This window comes from Rhizobium sp. Rhizsp42, from assembly GCF_047304155.1.
Lineage (GTDB): Bacteria > Pseudomonadota > Alphaproteobacteria > Rhizobiales > Rhizobiaceae > Rhizobium.
Genome location: NZ_JBGLYS010000014.1, coordinates 58,087 through 74,412 on the forward strand (window position 1 = coordinate 58,087; position 16,326 = coordinate 74,412).

Below are 16,326 nucleotides of genomic sequence, written 5' to 3' on the forward strand. Positions count from 1 at the left end.
ACCCTCCGAGACAGTTTCGGTCTCAGGCGGGCAAACGAACACCATGTCGCCGACGTGAACCGGACGATCGAGGCGTGCGACACGCCAGAGACCGGGTGGCTCGCTGGGCGTGGTGTTGATCCGCAGGCCGCCGACGACCCCGCCGATGACCACCGCAAGGGCGGCACCACATGAGGCAGCGATCAGGGCGAGGGCAGGGCGCCTTTGGCGCGCTATGGCAGGGGTGGGATTTTCTTGAGACGTCATTTCAGCGACAACCCTTTCGTCTGGGTTTGGCGCATGCTCTCGGCATGCTTGAGCGCCACCGCTGTCCGTTCATGCGCGGCCAGTTGCTGGACGGTACGGATCGTGTCCCAGGCGGAACGTAGTTCATTCTTCTGGGCCGGCTGCATTCCCGCCGACGCCGCCTCGAACGCCTTCCCGTCCGCGGTCGTTGCCGCGAGGGGCAGGAAGGTTCTTTCTCCGAAGCGCTCCGACACCGCCTTGGCGAAGCCTTCGAGCTCGGCCTTCACTTGTCTGTCGGCCAGGGCAAACTCGAGACCGGCGGGGATGTCATTTCGATCGATCGCATCGCGCACGCGTTCAAGCACCTGCTTTGCCGATGCGGAGAGGGCAGGGATATCGAGCGAGAGCTTGGTGCGGACCGCGCGTTCCTCGTCCTCATGGCGGCTGGTAGCCTCCGCGCGTTGCGCGATGAAGCCCCGCAGATCACGGGCAAGGGCTGGCGCATTGAGGATTGCTGTATCGCGCGCCTGCTTCTCGGTGCTGCCCGCGAACAGGCCAGTCTTGCCCTTCAGCACGCCAAAGCTCTCCGGCCGTTCGGCAATCCGCATAAGCGTCGTTGCCGCCAATGTCCCGTTCGTCAGCATGGCGTCGACATTGACGGCCTTGAAGGCGGCCTGAGGATCCGCAAAGACGTAGTGGAAGCGAGTCGAAACCTCTTGCCAGCGGTCCTTCAGGACGGGGTCGGCCGAGAGCCTGTCTTCGACCGCCTGAGCGATCGATCGCGGGAAGGTCGTCGTACCAGAGACCATGGGTTTTGCCTCCCTGATCGCGGACGGTGCCGATGCGCTCGACTTCACTCCGCCAAGGCCGAGCCTTGCCGCAATCGCGCCGAGGCGTGCGCCAAGCTCTGCGAGCCTCGACGATTGACGGACGGTCCATTGCAGCCGGTCGTGCGCGATCGTGCGGGCGACATTCATGAGATGGAGGCCACGTGCCTCGGCAAATCGCAGCGCCGCGCGATAATGCGAGGCGTCCTGATAATCGAGCGTTGTTTCCTTCGATCCGGCCCGCGAGAGCCGTTCATGGAGGCGTGCCATCGCCAGCTCCTCGATCGGCACGACCTTCCAGGAGTTCCGGGCGACCTCCTTGCCATTTGGAAGCGTGACGCGCTGCGATCCGACGTGCTTGAGGCCAATGCGATCACCGATCTCGGCTTTCGCTTCATTCATCGCCCGCGCGAGATCGACACCCCAGATGGTGCGCTCCTGGTCATCGGCATGGCCGAGCGTCACATAGTAGCTGTCCCGGTTGCCTGGCTTGTGATCGTAAGGCGCCATGCCATGGGCGATCAGCACGCCGCCGCGCCGTTGCGCGAAGTCTTCCAGGCCGACATACAGTTCGGCCGTCTCGCGGTGGCGGGTCATGGCGACATAGGAGAGATGTCGGTCCAGCGTGCTCGACGCCAGCACCTTGACGCGATCGACGGTGGCGCCCTGGCTCTTGTGGACGGTGGTGGCGTAACCATGATCGACATTGGTGTAGAAACGCTGCTCCACCACGACTTGGCGTCTATCTCCGCCAATGCCGATCTCGGCCACGATCTGTCCTGGCTGGGCCTCGACGACCCGCGCCAACATGCCGTTCTTGACGCCGAGAGACCCTTCATTCTTCAGGAAGACAATCTGATCGCCGGCCGCGAAGTGCCTCGTGCCGTCTTGCGTCCTGAACGCATCACCGGCCTCGATCACGCCTCGCTCGACCAGCTTGCCGCGCGCCATCTCGTTCAACAGCCGCACATCGACGCGGCGATGGGCGAGGATCAGGGTCGCCTTGGCCGGATCGTATTCGCGGTCCCAGTCAGCGATCAGGGAAGCGATAGCCTCGCCCCTGGTCCAGGCGGTCCGAACCATATCGCGATCCGCATAAGCGTCGAGCGCCGCCGAGACGTTTCCGCGCGCCAGATCGAGCGAGGCATCGCGCATCCATTGTTCGCGCTGACGGTAGATTGTCTCGAGTTCGGCATAGCCGATCCGCTCGGCAATGGCGCGGAAGGCGGCCCCGGCCTCGATCGGCTGAAGCTGCTCGGGATCGCCGACCAGGACGAGCTTCGCGCCTGATGTCGTCACCGCTTCGACAAAGCGCGCCATCTGTCGGGAGGAGACCATGCCGGCTTCGTCGAGGACGAAGATGGTCTTGTCATCAAGCCGGTCTCGCTGCTGATCCCACCGCAGCTCCCAGGCCGAAAGCGTGCGCGAGACCATCCCCGCTTCTTTCTCCAGACCATCGGCCGCCTTGCCCGCCAGCGCCCCGCCGACCACCCGATATCCGGCAGCCTCCCAGGCTTCGCGCGCCGCCTTCATCATCGTCGTCTTGCCAGCGCCGGCACGCCCGATCACGGCGGCGATCCGCTCCGGACCAGTGACATGTTCGATCGCCCTCTTCTGCTCATCCGACAGGCGGTCATGCCGGGAAAAGACACCGTTAAGGACCGCTGGCTTGACGGCGTGAGAGAATCGCCGCGACAACCAGATCGACTGATTGGCCATCTGGGATTCAACGCGGATCAGCTCCCGTGTCGTGTACTTCGCCGCTGCCCTGACACCGGTGACAAGATCCATATGCTCACGTTCGAGCCGGAGCGTCCGTGGGCTCTGGAGGATCCGCGCCATCAGGTTCTGGAAGAGGGCAGCATCGTCGATATAGCGATAGAGGATCTTCGCGACATCGCGTTCCTCGAAGACACTCTTCTCGCGGGTGATGAGGTCGAGCACGATCTCCGGATCGCGCTGGATCCGCCGGGCGTTCTCCTTTCGGCGTTCTTCCTGCAGCTCCAGCCGCTCGAGCGCGACCTTCTCCTCGGCTCCCTCAGCTTTCCTCTCGATCGCCTTGGTCCCGACGCCGAGATGGATGGTCGGTGTCAGCTCGATCCCTTGCCTCTCGAAGGAGCGTCCATCGATACGAATATCGAGACCGGCGAGCGCCAGATGCTGGTTCTGGAGCGCGAACCATCCGTCGCGAAAGGCGTTGAAGTCGTCGGCGCCACCGGCCCAAAGCTCATAGACGATCTTGCCGGCATCGTTACGGAGAGGATCGCCCTCAGCTCCCAAGACCGCGACCTTCTTGGCGCCGAACCCGTCCTCGGTCAGCGGCCGCAAGGTGGTCATCAGATGGATGTGCGGATTGCCGGGAGCATCGTGAAACACCCAGTCGGCGACCATGCCCCTGGCGGTAATATGCCGTTCGACGAAGTCGCGGACGAGGGCGATGTTCTGATTGGCGTTGAGTTCCATCGGCAGGGCGATGGTCACATCCTTGGCAAGCTGCGCATCGCCGCGCTTCTCGAAGGCCTCGACCTTGTTCCAGAAGGTCTCCGAGGCGCCGGACACCGAACGATCGGCGATCATCTCCCGCAGCCATTGCGGCGCGTCCTCGGGAACGGCGAACTCCTCATGCAGCAGCCCTTGCTTGCGGGAATAGTCGATCGTCCTGGCTTCCCGCTCGAATTCAATCTTGGCGCAATGCCGGTAGGCCGCCGACAGCACGGCGCTGCGGCCGGAGCCGCGGGCAACGATGCTGACTGAGAAATGCGGGACCGCCAACGACAACGAGCTCCTAGGATCGAACAAGATCAGACCGTTCGTCGGGAGCGGAGGGCCCGCCGAGGCCCAAAAGCAAGGCGTCGCGTCAGCGACGTATAATTGCGCCCTTGGATCCGCTCCTTCGGAACGGCGGGATCATTCGCCAAAAGCTGGCGCCTTGGCGAGGTGCAACATTGCACCTTTCCATCGGGAGAAAATTCGGGGCAAGGTTCGGGTTCATCGGAGTGAAAGCCACGAGGAAGCGACGCCCATGAAGAAGCCAATCGCCAAGATCCGGGAAGAGATCGCTCGCCTGCAGGAGCAACTCAAGCTGGCCGAAACGACGCGCGTGAAAAGATCGAACTCGGCGGTCTGATCGTCAAGGCGGGCCTGCGCTACGAAAAGCGCGCGCTCTTGCTCGGGCTGCTGATCGATGCCTCCCAGCGGATCAAGGCTGACGAGGCGGAGCGAACCCGCCTGAGTGAACTCGGTGCGAAGGCGTTTTCCGATGACGCCTAGGAAGTTTTTGGTCGCGAGCATTCCGGCCGTTGCCATGATCGCTGTTTGCTTGATCCTGCCCGGCATCGAACGGTGGCTCTCGACATTCGCAACGACCGACCAGGCAAAGCTGTTCCTTGGGGGAATTGGGCTGGCATTGCCTGATCCCGTCTATTACCCAACTCGAGCGCGAGACCGTTGTCTCGGTCCGGCGAAACTCTCGAAATTAATAGGCCCGCCATGAAACTCTTGGCCTTCTCCCCTCGTACAAATTTCGAGAGGAAGCGATCGAGCAGCCGAGAGGAGAAACGAGCATGATGAAGATGACACTAGCCGCAATCGTGTCCGGCCTCTGTGCCTTCACCACGGTCAATGCCGCCGATATCGACGGCCAATGGGCGCGCGGCGATGGCAATGCGAAGGTGCGGATTGCCCCCTGCGGATCAGACATCTGCGCCACGAACACCTGGATCAAACCAGGGACGCCCAAGGAAAAGGCGGGCGACAGGCTGGTGATGACGATCAATCCGGACGCCGATGGCGTGTACGCCGGAACGGCCTTCGATCCGCAACGCAACCTAACCTACAAGCTGACCGTGACGATCAACGGAGACAAGATGACCACGAAAGGGTGCGTCGTGGCCGGGCTACTATGCAAGGGCGTTGATTGGACTCGGATCAATTGAATGCGGAGGCGCGGGCGATGAAAGTGGTGATGGAAAAATCGATCCCGGTTATTTGAAGCGAATTGCCGTCCGGGTCCTCGAATGCCAATACTCGCAAGCCACAGTCCGAAGAAGGACGCGCTTGGCCTGAGTAGCGTTCGCGCCAAGTCCGCTCGATTAGCGATTCACTTGCGACTGGACCCGTCTTTATTTTTCCAGGCAGGGCAAGAGGCCTCGGGCACCAACTATCTTCCATTGCCGTCGAGCGAAATGCTATAGCTCGCATATGAAAATCCTCATCGTCGAAGACAATAAAGAGCTCGCCGATTGGCTCGCGAAGGCTCTGCGCCAGGCACAATATGCGGTCGACATAGCCTTCGATGGCGAGGATGCGGAATTGATGTTGAAGGTCGCGCGCTACTCGGCTGTCATCCTCGACCTCTCCATCCCGAAGATCGACGGCATGACGCTTCTGAAGCGGCTCCGGCAAAGCGGCGAGAGGGTTCCCGTCATCATCCTGACGGCGAATGCCAGCCTCGACGGTCGTGTCGCGGGTCTGGATAGCGGCGCCGACGATTATCTTGCAAAGCCCTTCGAGATCGCGGAGCTGGAGGCACGCATAAGAGCGATTGTCCGGCGCGGGCAGGATCGCGCTGCGCCGGAGGTGGTGGTCGGCGATCTGGTCTTTGCCGGCGCCACGCGGCAGTTCTCGATCAAGGGCGAGCCGCTTGCGCTGACACCAAGGGAGCATGCGGTTCTCGAGCACCTCATTACCCGCGTCGGAACGACGGTCTCCAAGGCCGCCCTTTCGGAAAGCGTCTTCGGCTTCGACGACGAGGCGGACCCGAGCGCGATCGAAATCTATGTCCACCGATTGCGCAAGAAGCTTGAGGCGAGCTCGGCTCAGATCGCGACGTTGCGCGGGCTCGGATATCTGTTGCGGGACGCGTCCTAACATGCGTCGTCTGCGTGCCATGCTCGTAGCTGTCTGGGCCTTGCGGCAGAGCCTGCGAGCCCAGCTTCTGGCCTGGGTCGTCCTCACTCTGATCGGCGCCATCTGCTTCAATCTCTACGAAAGCTACCAGACGGCCGACCAGACGGCGAAGCTCGTCACCGACCGCACCCTATTGAGCTCTGCCCGGGTGATCGCGGAAGCGGTGCGGGTGGATGAGGGCGGCAATGTTGAGGCGGACATTCCGCCGGCCGCGCTTGAGATGTTCGATACCGGTTATGGAGACCAGGTTTTCTACCAGATCATCACTGCCTGGGGGAACCTGATTGGCGGCTTTCCGGACCTGCCGTTGCCGACGGTCGAACGCACCGGGCAGGATCTGGCGTTTCGCAATTCGCCCGTTCGTGCGCTGACGCTCAATCATCCTGTCGTCGGGCTTCCCGATAATGGTGCGATCTCCGTCACCGTGGCGAGCACCCATAACAGCCAGTATGCCTTGCGCAGGCGCTTGTGGTTGGATGATTTTTCCAAGCAGTTCGTGCTCGTGCTGCTTGCGGGAGCGGTCACGATCGTCGGGCTGCAGCGAGGGCTGGCGCCTGCGCTGCGGCTGCGCGATGCCGTGCGCGCCCGCGGACGCGAACGATTGGATCCTCTCTCGCCCAAGATGGTCCAGACAGAGTTTCAGCCGCTGGTACATGCCTTGAACGACCATATGGAGCGCGTTCAAAACCAGATGGCCGCACAGCGGCGATTTGTTTCGAATGCCGCCCATCAGTTGCGAACGCCGCTGGCGCTGATGTCGACGCAGGCCGGCGTCGCCGCACGGGAGACGGACGACGCCAGCCGCGAGGAGGCGCTGCAAGCCTTGCGCGGCAGCATTCGCCATGTCTCCCGTCTTGCCAGTCAGCTGCTTACGCTGTCGCGCGCCGAACCGGGCAGCCGGCGGCCGCGAAGCGAGACCATCGATCTCGCAACCACGGCCAGGGACATCGTCGCTGCGCATGCCGAGCAGGCGTTGCAGCGCGATATCGATCTCGGCCTCGAGGTTTCAGATCCCGTTCCCGTCGAGGGCGATGGGACGATGTTGCGCGAAATGCTCGTCAATCTCGTCGACAATGCCATTCGCTATACTCGCCCTGGCGGCACCGTGACGGTTTCCGTTGTCCGCCGAGGTGACGTCGCCGTGCTCGATGTCGAGGACAACGGGCCGGGTATTCCAGCGGCCGAGCGCGAACAGGTTTTTGAACGTTTCTATCGGGTGCTCGGCACCGAGGGCGAGGGCAGCGGCTTGGGGCTGGCGATCGTTCGCGAAGTGGTCGATGGCGCCGGCGGCGAGGTCGTTCTCGCCGAGGCGGACGGGGGCGGCCTCGTGGTGAGCGTGCGGCTTCCGATAGCGGTTGCGAAACAGGGCAGAGAAAAACGGGCATGAAAAAAGGTCGGACCTTTCGATCCGACCTTTAGAGAGCCTGGGAGGATGGGCGCTCTTACTGGGGGTCCATATGCTGTTGCGGACGCCATTTGGCGAGGCGGTTTTCGATGATGGTCATGATGTACTCGGCGACAAGCGTCACCACCATGACCAGCAGGATCGCGGCAAACATGCCGGCCGCATCGAAGGTGCCCTTGGCGATCGAAATCAGCTGACCGATGCCGAAGCGGGCGCCGACGAACTCGCCGACGATCGCGCCGATGATGGCGAAGCCGAACGACACGTGCAGGCTGGCGAAGATCCAGCTCATGGCCGAAGGGATCACCACCGTGCGCGTCACCTGCCAGTCGGAAGCGCCGAGGATGCGGGCATTGGCGATCATGTTGCGATCTGCTTCTCGCACACCCTGGAAGGCGTTCGCGAAGACCACGAAGAACACCATGATGAAGGCGAGCGCCACCTTCGAAGGAAGGCCGAGGCCCATGATCATGATGAAAATCGGGGCAAGGACGACACGCGGGATCGAATTGATCGCCTTGATGTAGACCGAGAAGATATCCGACAGGAAGCGGTTGCGGCCAAGGCCGATGCCGACGAAGACGCCGGTGATCGAGCCCGCGAAGAAGCCGATCAGCGCCTCTTCCATCGTGACCCAGAGATTGTACCAGAGCGAACCTTCGGTCGTGCCTTCCGTCGCCCACTCATAGAGGCGCTGAACGACGCCGCTCGGGCTTGAGTAGAAGAAGGGGTCGATCCACTGCATGTTGGAGGAAAGCTCCCACATGCCGATGACGAAAACGAGGATGGCGATCTGCCAGAAGCGAACGAGCGCGTTGCGACGCTTCATCGCCTTCATTGCGGATGCTTCGATTTCCGCATCCGATGTTCCCGGGCGGAAGAGCGCGGCGGAGCCGACGCTAAGAGTTGTATCAGCCATTGTTTCCTCCTCAGGCGGCTTCGCTTGCGCGGCGGTAGCTGGTTTCCACCTCTTCGCGCAGGTCGTCCCAGATCGTCTTGCAATAGTTGATGAAGCTCTGTTCGTAGCGGATTTCCGATACGACGCGCGGGCGCGGAAGATCGATCGTGTAGACGGATTTCACGGTGGCGGGGCCTGCCGTCAGCACGTAAACCTTGTCGGCCAACGCCACGGCTTCCTCGAGGTCGTGGGTTACGAAGATGACTGAAGCCTTCCGTTCGGCCCAGAGCTTCAGGAGTTCTTCGTGCATGACGGTGCGCGTCTGGACGTCGAGCGCCGAGAAGGGCTCGTCCATCAAGAGGATCTCCGGCTCGTTGATGAAGGTCTGCGCCAGCGAGACGCGCTTGCGCATGCCGCCGGAAAGCTGGTGCGGATAGTGATGCAGGAACTTTGACAGGCCGACGCGAGCAAGCCAGTCCTTGGCGCTCCTTTCGGCTTCCGCTTTCGACTTCCCGCGAAACAACGGTCCGGCCATGACGTTGTCGATGACGTTCTTCCAAGGGAACAGCGCATCGGTCTGGAAGGCGAAGCCGACACGGCGGTCGATGCCGGTGATCGGACCACCCATCAGGCGAACTTCGCCTGCGCTCGGGCGGGCGAGGCCGGTCACGAGGTTGAGCGTCGTCGATTTGCCACATCCGGTCGGGCCGACGACGGCGACGAACTCGCCGCGTTCAACGGTCATGTTGAAGTCGCGGAGCGCGGTCAGCGATTTTCCGGTCGGCGAGACAAAGCGGCGGCTGACATTGATCAGCTCGACGGCGGGCGTCTTGGTGTTTTCCTGTTGCATGGCGAATACCTATGCGTGCCTCTGCGGGCGTGCACGCAGTGCCCATAGCGCGCTGGCGGTCCCGCCGATCGGCGGGCCACCCGTCGCGACGGAAGTTACTTCGCGTTCTTGACGAACTCGGTCGTGTAGGTCTTGGAGAGATCGATCTGCTTGCCCTTGACGTTCTTCGAGAACTCGGACAGCACGGCCAGAACCGTCTTCGGACCATCTTCGGGCATGACGCCGTCGGGCGTGAACATGCCCTTACCTTCGTCCAGTGCCTTGATGTACCCATCCTTGTCGCCGACGTAGAAGTCCTTCGGCATCTTGTCGGCGATTTCGGCTGCCGAATGCGTGTTGATGAACTTCAGCGTCTTCACGAAGGCGTTGGCCAGTTTCTGGGTTTCTTCCTTGTGCTCGTCGACCCATGAGGTCTCGAGATAGAGCGAGGCCGCGGGGTAGGTGCCGCCGAGCGCCTGGCGCGTCGCCTCAGGCGTACGCATATCGACGAGAACCTTGGCTTCGCCGGTCTTCAGCATGCGCGAAATCGTCGGCTCGGTCGTCATGCCGGCCTGGATCTGGTCCTGCTGCATGGCGGCGATGAAGGTGCCGCCGGCGCCGACGGGAACCGTCACGACATCGCCCGGCTGCAGGCCGGCCTTGGATGCCATATAGAGGGTGAGGAAATTGGTCGAAGAGCCGAGGCCGGTAACGCCCAGCGTCTTGCCCTTGAAATCGGCCGGCGACTTGATTTCGGGATGCTTGGTCGAAACGAGCTCGACTTCACCCGGCGCCTGGCTGAACTGGACGATGGATTCGACGAATTTGCCCTTGGCCTGCAGGTCGACGCAGTGGTCGTAGAAGCCGACGACGCCCTGAACGGCGCCCGCGAGCAGCTGGTTCTCGGCATCGACGCCGGCGGCTTCGTTCAGAAGCTCGACATCAAGGCCTTCATCCTTGAAATAGCCGAGGCTTTCGGCGAGCTTGGCGGGCAGGTAGATCTGCTTTTCATAACCGCCGACCATGATGGTGATCTTGTCGGCTGCGTGCGCGGCGGGTGCACCGAAGGCTGCCGCGGCGACGATTGCAGAAAGCGCGATTCCGTTGAAAAGGTTGCGTGTCAAACGCATGAAAGTCTCCTCCGAATACAATTTGGGCGCATCGCACTTCGTCACGAACATTGTGCCTCCTCCACGATGCAGCCTTGTAGCTATCCGGTCCAAGCTTTCAACCAGCTTTCAGCGTCGCGCCGCAGGTTCAAGAAAAGAGGGCCAAAGGACTGCGATGCGATGAAGTAATCATGCAGGCATTCCTGCCGTTGCACTAGCTGGAGCGCCACCCATCGGGCAGAGCAGCGTTGAGCATCACCTATACTATTGGTCGCTCAACGGAAGATTGGTAAACAGGCCCTCTAAAGACAGGAGGGCTGCAAATGTCCATGTTATCCAAACGATTAGCCGCAAAGCTTGGCGACGATCTCGTTCTTGCCGATGGTGAAAGCATGGATCGATACCTGCGAGACTGGCATCGCGACACCGCCGGTGCGGCCGTTGCCGTGATCCGGCCTCGATCGGTAACCGACGTGGCTAACGCGGTTTTAGCATCACGCGATCTTGGCCTCGCCATCGTGCCACAGGGTGGCAACACCGGTCTCGTGCGTGGAGCGCTACCGCAATCGCCATCTGACCATGTCGTTCTAAGCCTGGAGCGGCTGAACACGATTCGCGCCATTTCTCCCGACGATTTCTCGATGACGGTGGAGGCTGGCTGCATCCTGTCCACGGCGAAGGAGTGTGCTGCTGAACACGGCATGTTCTTTCCGCTGGCACTGGGCGCGCAGGGCAGCTGCCAGATTGGCGGCAATGTCAGCACCAATGCCGGCGGGATCAATGTCCTGCGATATGGCATGACGCGCGACCTGGTGCTTGGCCTCGAGGTCGTGCTGCCGAATGGCGAGATCTGGAACGGTCTTTCGACGCTGCGCAAGGACAATCGCGGGATCGATCTCAAGCAGTTGTTCATCGGTTCGGAAGGCACGCTCGGCATCATCACGGCGGCCTCGCTGAAGCTCACACCCCTGCCGACGCAGCGTGAGACCGCGTTGCTCGCAGTAGCCTCTCTCGCCGATGCCGTTGCGCTCTATCGTTTGGCGCGCAGGGAATGCTGCGATCTAATGTCGGCGTTCGAGTTCATGCCGCCCGAGGCGTTCCCCTTGGCGCAGGCCGCCATGCCTGACCTCGTCATGCCCCTCTCCGGGGAATATGAGGCCTATGTACTGATGGAGCTCGGAGGTTCCGGGCTGGTCGATATGGCGGATCTCATGCAGCGGTTTCTCGAGTTGGGAATGGAAAAGGGCCTCATTCTCGACGGTGTCATTGCCGCCTCTGAGAGCCAGGCAAAGACCCTGTGGAGCTTTCGTGAGGGCATGGTCGAGGGACAGGTCAAGCGTGGCCGGCATCTGCGCACCGATGTGTCGGTCTCGCTCTCCAACCTCGCAGCCTTCGTGGCCGAGGCGGAGGCCGAGCTTGCAGGCGCTCTACCGTGGTGCCTGGCAATATCCTACGGACATGTCGGAGACGGGAATGTCCACCTGAATGTGTTGCCGCCGGCAGGAACGCCCGATGGCGAACGCGACACGATCATCAAGCGAGCCAAGACCATCATCAACGACGTTCTTTTCCGTTACCAGGGAAGTATAAGCGCCGAGCATGGCATCGGGCGCGAGAAAATGGACGACTTCCGTGCCGGATTGCATCCGACGCGGGTGCAGTTGCTTGCCGCTCTCAAGACGGCGATCGATCCCGATTGGCGAATGAACCCCGGCGTTCTGTTCTGACTGGATCAGATCGGCTGCATCTTACGCATGTCGCTCAGCTGACGCTTCATCTGGTTGATGCGCGTCCGCTCGCCTTCGGGCCGGCGCATGGCGACGCTGGTCGAGAGGATGTCGATGACAACAAGTGCCGCGATGCGCGATATGGTCGGCGTATACATGTTTGTGTTTTCGAGCGTTTCCACGATCAGCGCGACGTCCGAATAATGCGTCAACGGCGATTCCGAACCGGTCAGACAGATGACGACCGCGCCGTTGTCGCGCGCGATGCGGGCGATCTCGATGATCGATCGGGTGGTGCCGGTATTGGAGATGACGAAAGCGACATCGCCTTCCTTCATCATCGAGGCGACCATCAGTTGCTGGTGGGAATCGAGTTCCGCGCCACACGGTACGCCGAAAAGCGGGAACTTCTGCTGCGCATCGCGCGCAACGATGCCGGAGGCTCCAAAGCCGAAGAATACGATCGATCGGGCCGCGGCCAGAATGTCGATGGCCTTGTGAAGGGCGGTCTTGTCGAGCTTCGAGCGGGCCCAGTCGAGGCTGGTCATGGTGTAGTCGAAGATCTTCTCGGCGATCACCTCCGGCTCGTCGGTATCCAAGAGCACCGAATGCGTTGCCGGCGTGCCAAAGGCGAGGCTTTGCGCGAGGCGGAGCTTGAGATCCTGGAACCCGTTGCAGCCAACTGCGGTGGCGAAGCGAAGGACGGTCGGCTGGCTGACCTCGGCCAGCGTCGCCGTTTCGCCGACGGTCGCATTCATGATCCGGCGCGGATCGTCGAGAACGACGTCGGCGACCTTGCGATCGGATTTGCGCAATTCGGGCCGCATCGTCCTGATGACTTCGATGATGTTGCGGCCGTTGCTGCTTCTGATGTCGCTATCCATCCGGATCGCCTTTCCTGCATTTTCGACTGCGAAGGCTAGAAGTTTAAAGGTTTAAGAGCAAGATCGCGTCGTGCAGCGAAAGGCCGGCTACTCATTTTGCAAGGTGTATAAGATATCGGTCCTGGCGCGGTGCAAACCGAGACCGGTCGTCGCAGCGATCTCGGCGTCGATTGTCTCCGGCCGCTCGGTATTGAAGTCGAAGAGCCCGTAGTGATGCGCGATCAGGTCGGCAGCGCCCACACGCCGGGCAACGGTGATTGCTTCGTGAAGCGAAAAGTTCCCGGGAACGCCGTTTTGCGAAAGCGCGGCGCGTCTGCCATTGACCGGCATGAGAGCAATATCCGGCCGTAACCGGCGCACCTCGTCCTCGAGCCCGTCGAAGGGAATGCAATCGCCGGAGTGCCAGATGCATGTACCTCCCGTTCGGATGGCATAGCCGAGAAATCGGTGGTTGCCGTCCGTGTCAGTTTCCAGCGTCTCATGCGCGGCGCGCGTCGGCATGATCTCGATACCCATAGCCGGCGAGATGGGTTCGCCGGCGCGGGCGAGAATGAGCCGATCGCCTTGTACGCCCGAGCGCTCCATGGCCTGAGCCGTAGCCGCGCGGGGTGCCACTAACCTGGCGCCAGGATTGGTCGCCAGCAGCAATGGCAAGGTGCCGGGATCCATGTGGTCTGTGTGGGCATGCGTGCAAAGCACGAGATCGACGTGGAAGATCTCGTTCGGGAGCACGGGCGGCGGCATCATGCGCACATGCGGTCGCGCCGTGTTTCGGTACTTTGCGGCCAGGCTGTCGGAAAGATAGGGATCGATGACAAGCCGCATGCCGGCAATGTCGATGACGAATCCGGCCTGACCGAGCCAGTATATTTTCACTTGCCCGGTCGATGGCCGTTTCAATCGCTCGGTCAGTGGTTCTCGTATCGGCGTCTCTGTCAGCCTGGCGCGCATGGTGAGACCTCAGGCTGACAACACGGAGAGCAGGTTGTCGGCCGCTATTCGTGTGGCGCGGTCGACGCTTTCCGCGGTGAAGCCGCCGATGTGGCTCGTTGCGATCACGCGTCCATGCGCGGCCAGCTCGAGCGAAACAGGCGGCTCCTGCTCGAAGACGTCGGTGGCATAGGAGCCGATCTGCCCGAGATCGAGCGCTTCGATCAAGGCGTCCTCGTCCACCAGCCGCGCACGTGCCGTATTGACGATAACCTGTCCTTTTTTCGCCGAGAAGATACGGCCTCGATCGAGGAAGGTCGAGCCGTCGCGGGGTAGGGGGCAGTGCAGGCTCAAAATATCGGCCTCGGCAACGATGTCGTCGACCTCTGCATAGGAGAATGCGCTCGACGGAAGATCGAGATTCGGCCGCGCCGGATCGAAAGCGACGACGTGCGCGCCGAGCGCGATCACCATGCGGGCAACCTCCCGGCCGATCGCGCCGCAGCCGATGATGCCGACGGTGCGGCCATGGATTTCAGCACCGCGCAACCGTGGCCAGCCACCGGCCTTGATGCCGGCATCCGAATGCGGAATGGAACGCAGGGCGCTGAAGATCAGGCCGATCGTAAGCTCCGCCACGCCCATGGAATTGGCGCCCTCGGCGATCATCACCTTCACGCCACGCTCCCTGAGCATATCGATCGGAAGGTTGTCGACGCCCACGCCGTTGCGGCTGATGACCTTCAAGGCCGCCGCCGCTTCGATGATCCTAGGGGTGACCGGCTCGACGCCGGCAAGCCAGCCGACGCAGCCCGGCACTAGGTCGATCAATTCCTGCTCGTTCGGCATTGCGCCCGCGGTGGAATAAACGATCTCGAAGCCCTGCTCGCGCATCCGCTCGACATCGGGATGCGGTTCCTGCGTCAATGAACGCGGTGTGACGAGAATACGCTGGTTCATGCTCATCTCCCCGCGGACTGAATGGCGATCTCGGATATGCGATCGAACGAAGGACCCGAGGTCGGGATCGCGACGTCGAAGACCTCGGCGATCACCTGCGTCCAGCCGTGGATGAAATAGGTCCAGCCGTCCTCGATGCGCAGCGATCGCTCCAGTTGCTGACGACGGGCCTGGTCGAGAAAGACGAGCTCGCCGCGGTAGTTGAGATCCCAGACGACGGCGCGTTCGGGGAAGACGGCAGCATCCGTCAGCGGCGAGCCGGGCGCGTCCTTGCCGAGGCCGGTGGCATTGATGACGAGCGAGCCGGGTTTCAAGGTGGCGAGAACCTTGTCGTTGTCTTCAGCGCGTTCGGCCAGCAGATACTCGACCGGCACGTCGAACTCGACCTGCTCATGAATGCGTTTGATCTCGTCCAGGCGATGCTGGCTGCGATTGGTCACGATGATACGCGACGGCACGTTTCTGCCGCGGCTCTTTCGCATCAGATGCCAAGTCAGCGCGATCGTCGATCCACCGGCACCCATCGAAAACAGATCGGCGTCGTTATCGGCGAAGTAGGTTTTACCGAGGAAGCCGTCGATCGACAGGCCGGAAGAGATCGGATCCTTGGCGTGGCAGATCAGCTTTCCGTCCCGCTTCGAAATGCAGCTGGTCTCGTCCATCAGCAGTGCATGCGGATCGATCACGTCGAACATGTCCCTGCAGGCGTGAAAGAGATCGATCTTGTGGGTGGTGACGAGCGCGCCCATCGACAGCGGGTCATCGCGGATGAATTCGACTGCCTTGCGATAGGCTGCGGGATCGTCGTGCAGCCGGAAATCGATGCCCTTGATCGCGGCGCCCTTCAGTCCGAGATAATCCGCCCAGGCGGGAAAGACCTTCATGATCGAGCTTTTGCCCGTCGTCACGCCGATGAAGTAGAGCGTCGGGCTGGTTGCGGGTTCGTAGGTGCTCACGCGCGCTTCTCCAGAGCTTCCTTGGCGACCTTGACGGCAGTTGCGGCGTTTCTCGCGATATCCTTGAAGCGGCCCTCGCGAATGTCTTCGGTCTTGGCGATCCAGGTGCCGCCCACGGCGATCACCTGGCGCAGCGCCAGCCACTCGCCGATCGTTGCCTCGGTGACGCCGCCCGTCGGGATGAAGCGAATACCGAGATGGGCGAAGGGGGCGGAAATGCCCGCGAGCGCCTTCGGGCCGCCCGCTACGCCGGCGGGGAAAAACTTCGCCAGTCGCACACCCCGCGCGGCCGCGAGCGTCAGATCGGATGGCGTCATGATCCCCGGGCAGAAGGGCAGGTTCTCGGTTTTGGCGGCATCGACGATGTCGGGGTCGAAACCTGGCGCCAGGCCGAAACGCGCACCGGATGCGATTGCCTTCTTCAGGTTGGCCCGGTCGAGGATGGTGCCTGCGCCGATGCACAATTCGGGGCGGCCGTCGCGCATGGCGGCCAGAACGTCGGCTGCGGCCTCGGTTCGGAAGGTGATCTCGGCCACCGGCAATCCGCCTTCAAGCAGCGCGTCGGCGAGTGCCACCGCATCCGAGGCGCGCTCGATGGCGATAACGGGAACGACGCCGAGACCGGCGATGAGGTCGATAGGATGTGTCATGGCATTCTCCGCAAGCTC

Annotated in this window: 14 protein-coding genes and 1 pseudogene; 6 read left to right on the top strand and 9 right to left on the bottom strand. The window is 62.0% G+C overall.

Translation table 11 applies throughout. The features are described 5' to 3' along the window. Nucleotides 1-242: 242 nt before the first annotated feature. Complete coding sequence (gene traA / locus ACCD05_RS15340) at nt 243-3,824, bottom strand: Ti-type conjugative transfer relaxase TraA (protein WP_413393740.1); 3,582 nt, start codon at nt 3,822-3,824, stop codon at nt 243-245. A gap of 250 nt (nt 3,825-4,074) precedes the next feature. Here traA and ACCD05_RS15345 point away from each other — a divergent pair. The 5 genes and pseudogenes from ACCD05_RS15345 to ACCD05_RS15365 form a co-directional block, all read left to right on the top strand. Beyond that, nucleotides 4,075-4,161: pseudogene (locus ACCD05_RS15345) on the top strand (TraC family protein); the annotation flags it as partial. Next, a complete protein-coding gene (gene traD / locus ACCD05_RS15350) occupies nt 4,161-4,322 on the top strand; it encodes a conjugal transfer protein TraD (RefSeq protein ID WP_181459256.1) in 162 nt (53 codons plus the stop codon). The pseudogene ACCD05_RS15345 and the gene traD, both read left to right, overlap by 1 nt. Before the next feature lie 293 nt (nt 4,323-4,615). Beyond that, nucleotides 4,616-4,987, top strand: coding sequence for a DUF2147 domain-containing protein (locus ACCD05_RS15355; protein WP_111562344.1), 372 nt, complete (start codon nt 4,616-4,618; stop codon nt 4,985-4,987). Between the two features lie 265 nt (nt 4,988-5,252). Then, the gene (locus ACCD05_RS15360; protein WP_047511608.1) at nt 5,253-5,921 is read left to right on the top strand and encodes a response regulator; all 669 of its coding nucleotides are present in this window, start codon (nt 5,253-5,255) and stop codon (nt 5,919-5,921) included. Between the two features lies 1 nt (nt 5,922). After that, complete coding sequence (locus ACCD05_RS15365; protein ID WP_413393742.1) at nt 5,923-7,347, top strand: sensor histidine kinase; 1,425 nt, start codon at nt 5,923-5,925, stop codon at nt 7,345-7,347. Between the two features lie 55 nt (nt 7,348-7,402). Here ACCD05_RS15365 and ACCD05_RS15370 read toward each other — a convergent pair whose 3' ends face one another. The 3 genes from ACCD05_RS15370 to ACCD05_RS15380 form a co-directional block, all read right to left on the bottom strand. Continuing rightward, a complete protein-coding gene (locus ACCD05_RS15370; RefSeq protein WP_111562345.1) occupies nt 7,403-8,284 on the bottom strand; it encodes an ABC transporter permease in 882 nt (293 codons plus the stop codon). 10 nt (nt 8,285-8,294) lie between these two features. After that, the gene (locus tag ACCD05_RS15375) at nt 8,295-9,113 is read right to left on the bottom strand and encodes an ABC transporter ATP-binding protein (RefSeq protein ID WP_111562346.1); all 819 of its coding nucleotides are present in this window, start codon (nt 9,111-9,113) and stop codon (nt 8,295-8,297) included. Between the two features lie 95 nt (nt 9,114-9,208). Next, nucleotides 9,209-10,222 carry an ABC transporter substrate-binding protein gene (locus ACCD05_RS15380; protein WP_111562542.1) on the bottom strand — a complete coding sequence of 338 codons (1,014 nt, stop codon included), beginning with the start codon at nt 10,220-10,222 and terminating at the stop codon, nt 9,209-9,211. Between the two features lie 302 nt (nt 10,223-10,524). On the opposite strand from ACCD05_RS15380, the gene ACCD05_RS15385 reads away from it, so the two are divergent. Next, a complete protein-coding gene (locus ACCD05_RS15385) occupies nt 10,525-11,928 on the top strand; it encodes an FAD-binding oxidoreductase (protein WP_413393745.1) in 1,404 nt (467 codons plus the stop codon). Between the two features lie 5 nt (nt 11,929-11,933). Here ACCD05_RS15385 and ACCD05_RS15390 read toward each other — a convergent pair whose 3' ends face one another. The 5 genes from ACCD05_RS15390 to eda form a co-directional block, all read right to left on the bottom strand. Then, a complete protein-coding gene (locus tag ACCD05_RS15390; protein WP_111562348.1) occupies nt 11,934-12,812 on the bottom strand; it encodes an SIS domain-containing protein in 879 nt (292 codons plus the stop codon). A gap of 87 nt (nt 12,813-12,899) precedes the next feature. Further along, nucleotides 12,900-13,688, bottom strand: coding sequence for an MBL fold metallo-hydrolase (locus ACCD05_RS15395; RefSeq protein ID WP_413393747.1), 789 nt, complete (start codon nt 13,686-13,688; stop codon nt 12,900-12,902). An 84-nt stretch (nt 13,689-13,772) separates the two neighbouring features. Then, nucleotides 13,773-14,702 (bottom strand): phosphoglycerate dehydrogenase, encoded by a 930-nt coding sequence (locus ACCD05_RS15400; protein WP_111562350.1) that lies wholly within the window; start codon nt 14,700-14,702, stop codon nt 13,773-13,775. 2 nt (nt 14,703-14,704) lie between these two features. Further along, nucleotides 14,705-15,658 (bottom strand): shikimate dehydrogenase family protein, encoded by a 954-nt coding sequence (locus ACCD05_RS15405; protein ID WP_413393750.1) that lies wholly within the window; start codon nt 15,656-15,658, stop codon nt 14,705-14,707. Beyond that, nucleotides 15,655-16,308: a bifunctional 4-hydroxy-2-oxoglutarate aldolase/2-dehydro-3-deoxy-phosphogluconate aldolase gene (gene eda, locus ACCD05_RS15410; protein WP_413393752.1), complete on the bottom strand. Its 654-nt coding sequence runs from the start codon at nt 16,306-16,308 to the stop codon at nt 15,655-15,657. Before eda ends, ACCD05_RS15405 begins: the two co-directional genes overlap by 4 nt. Nucleotides 16,309-16,326 lie beyond the last annotated feature (18 nt).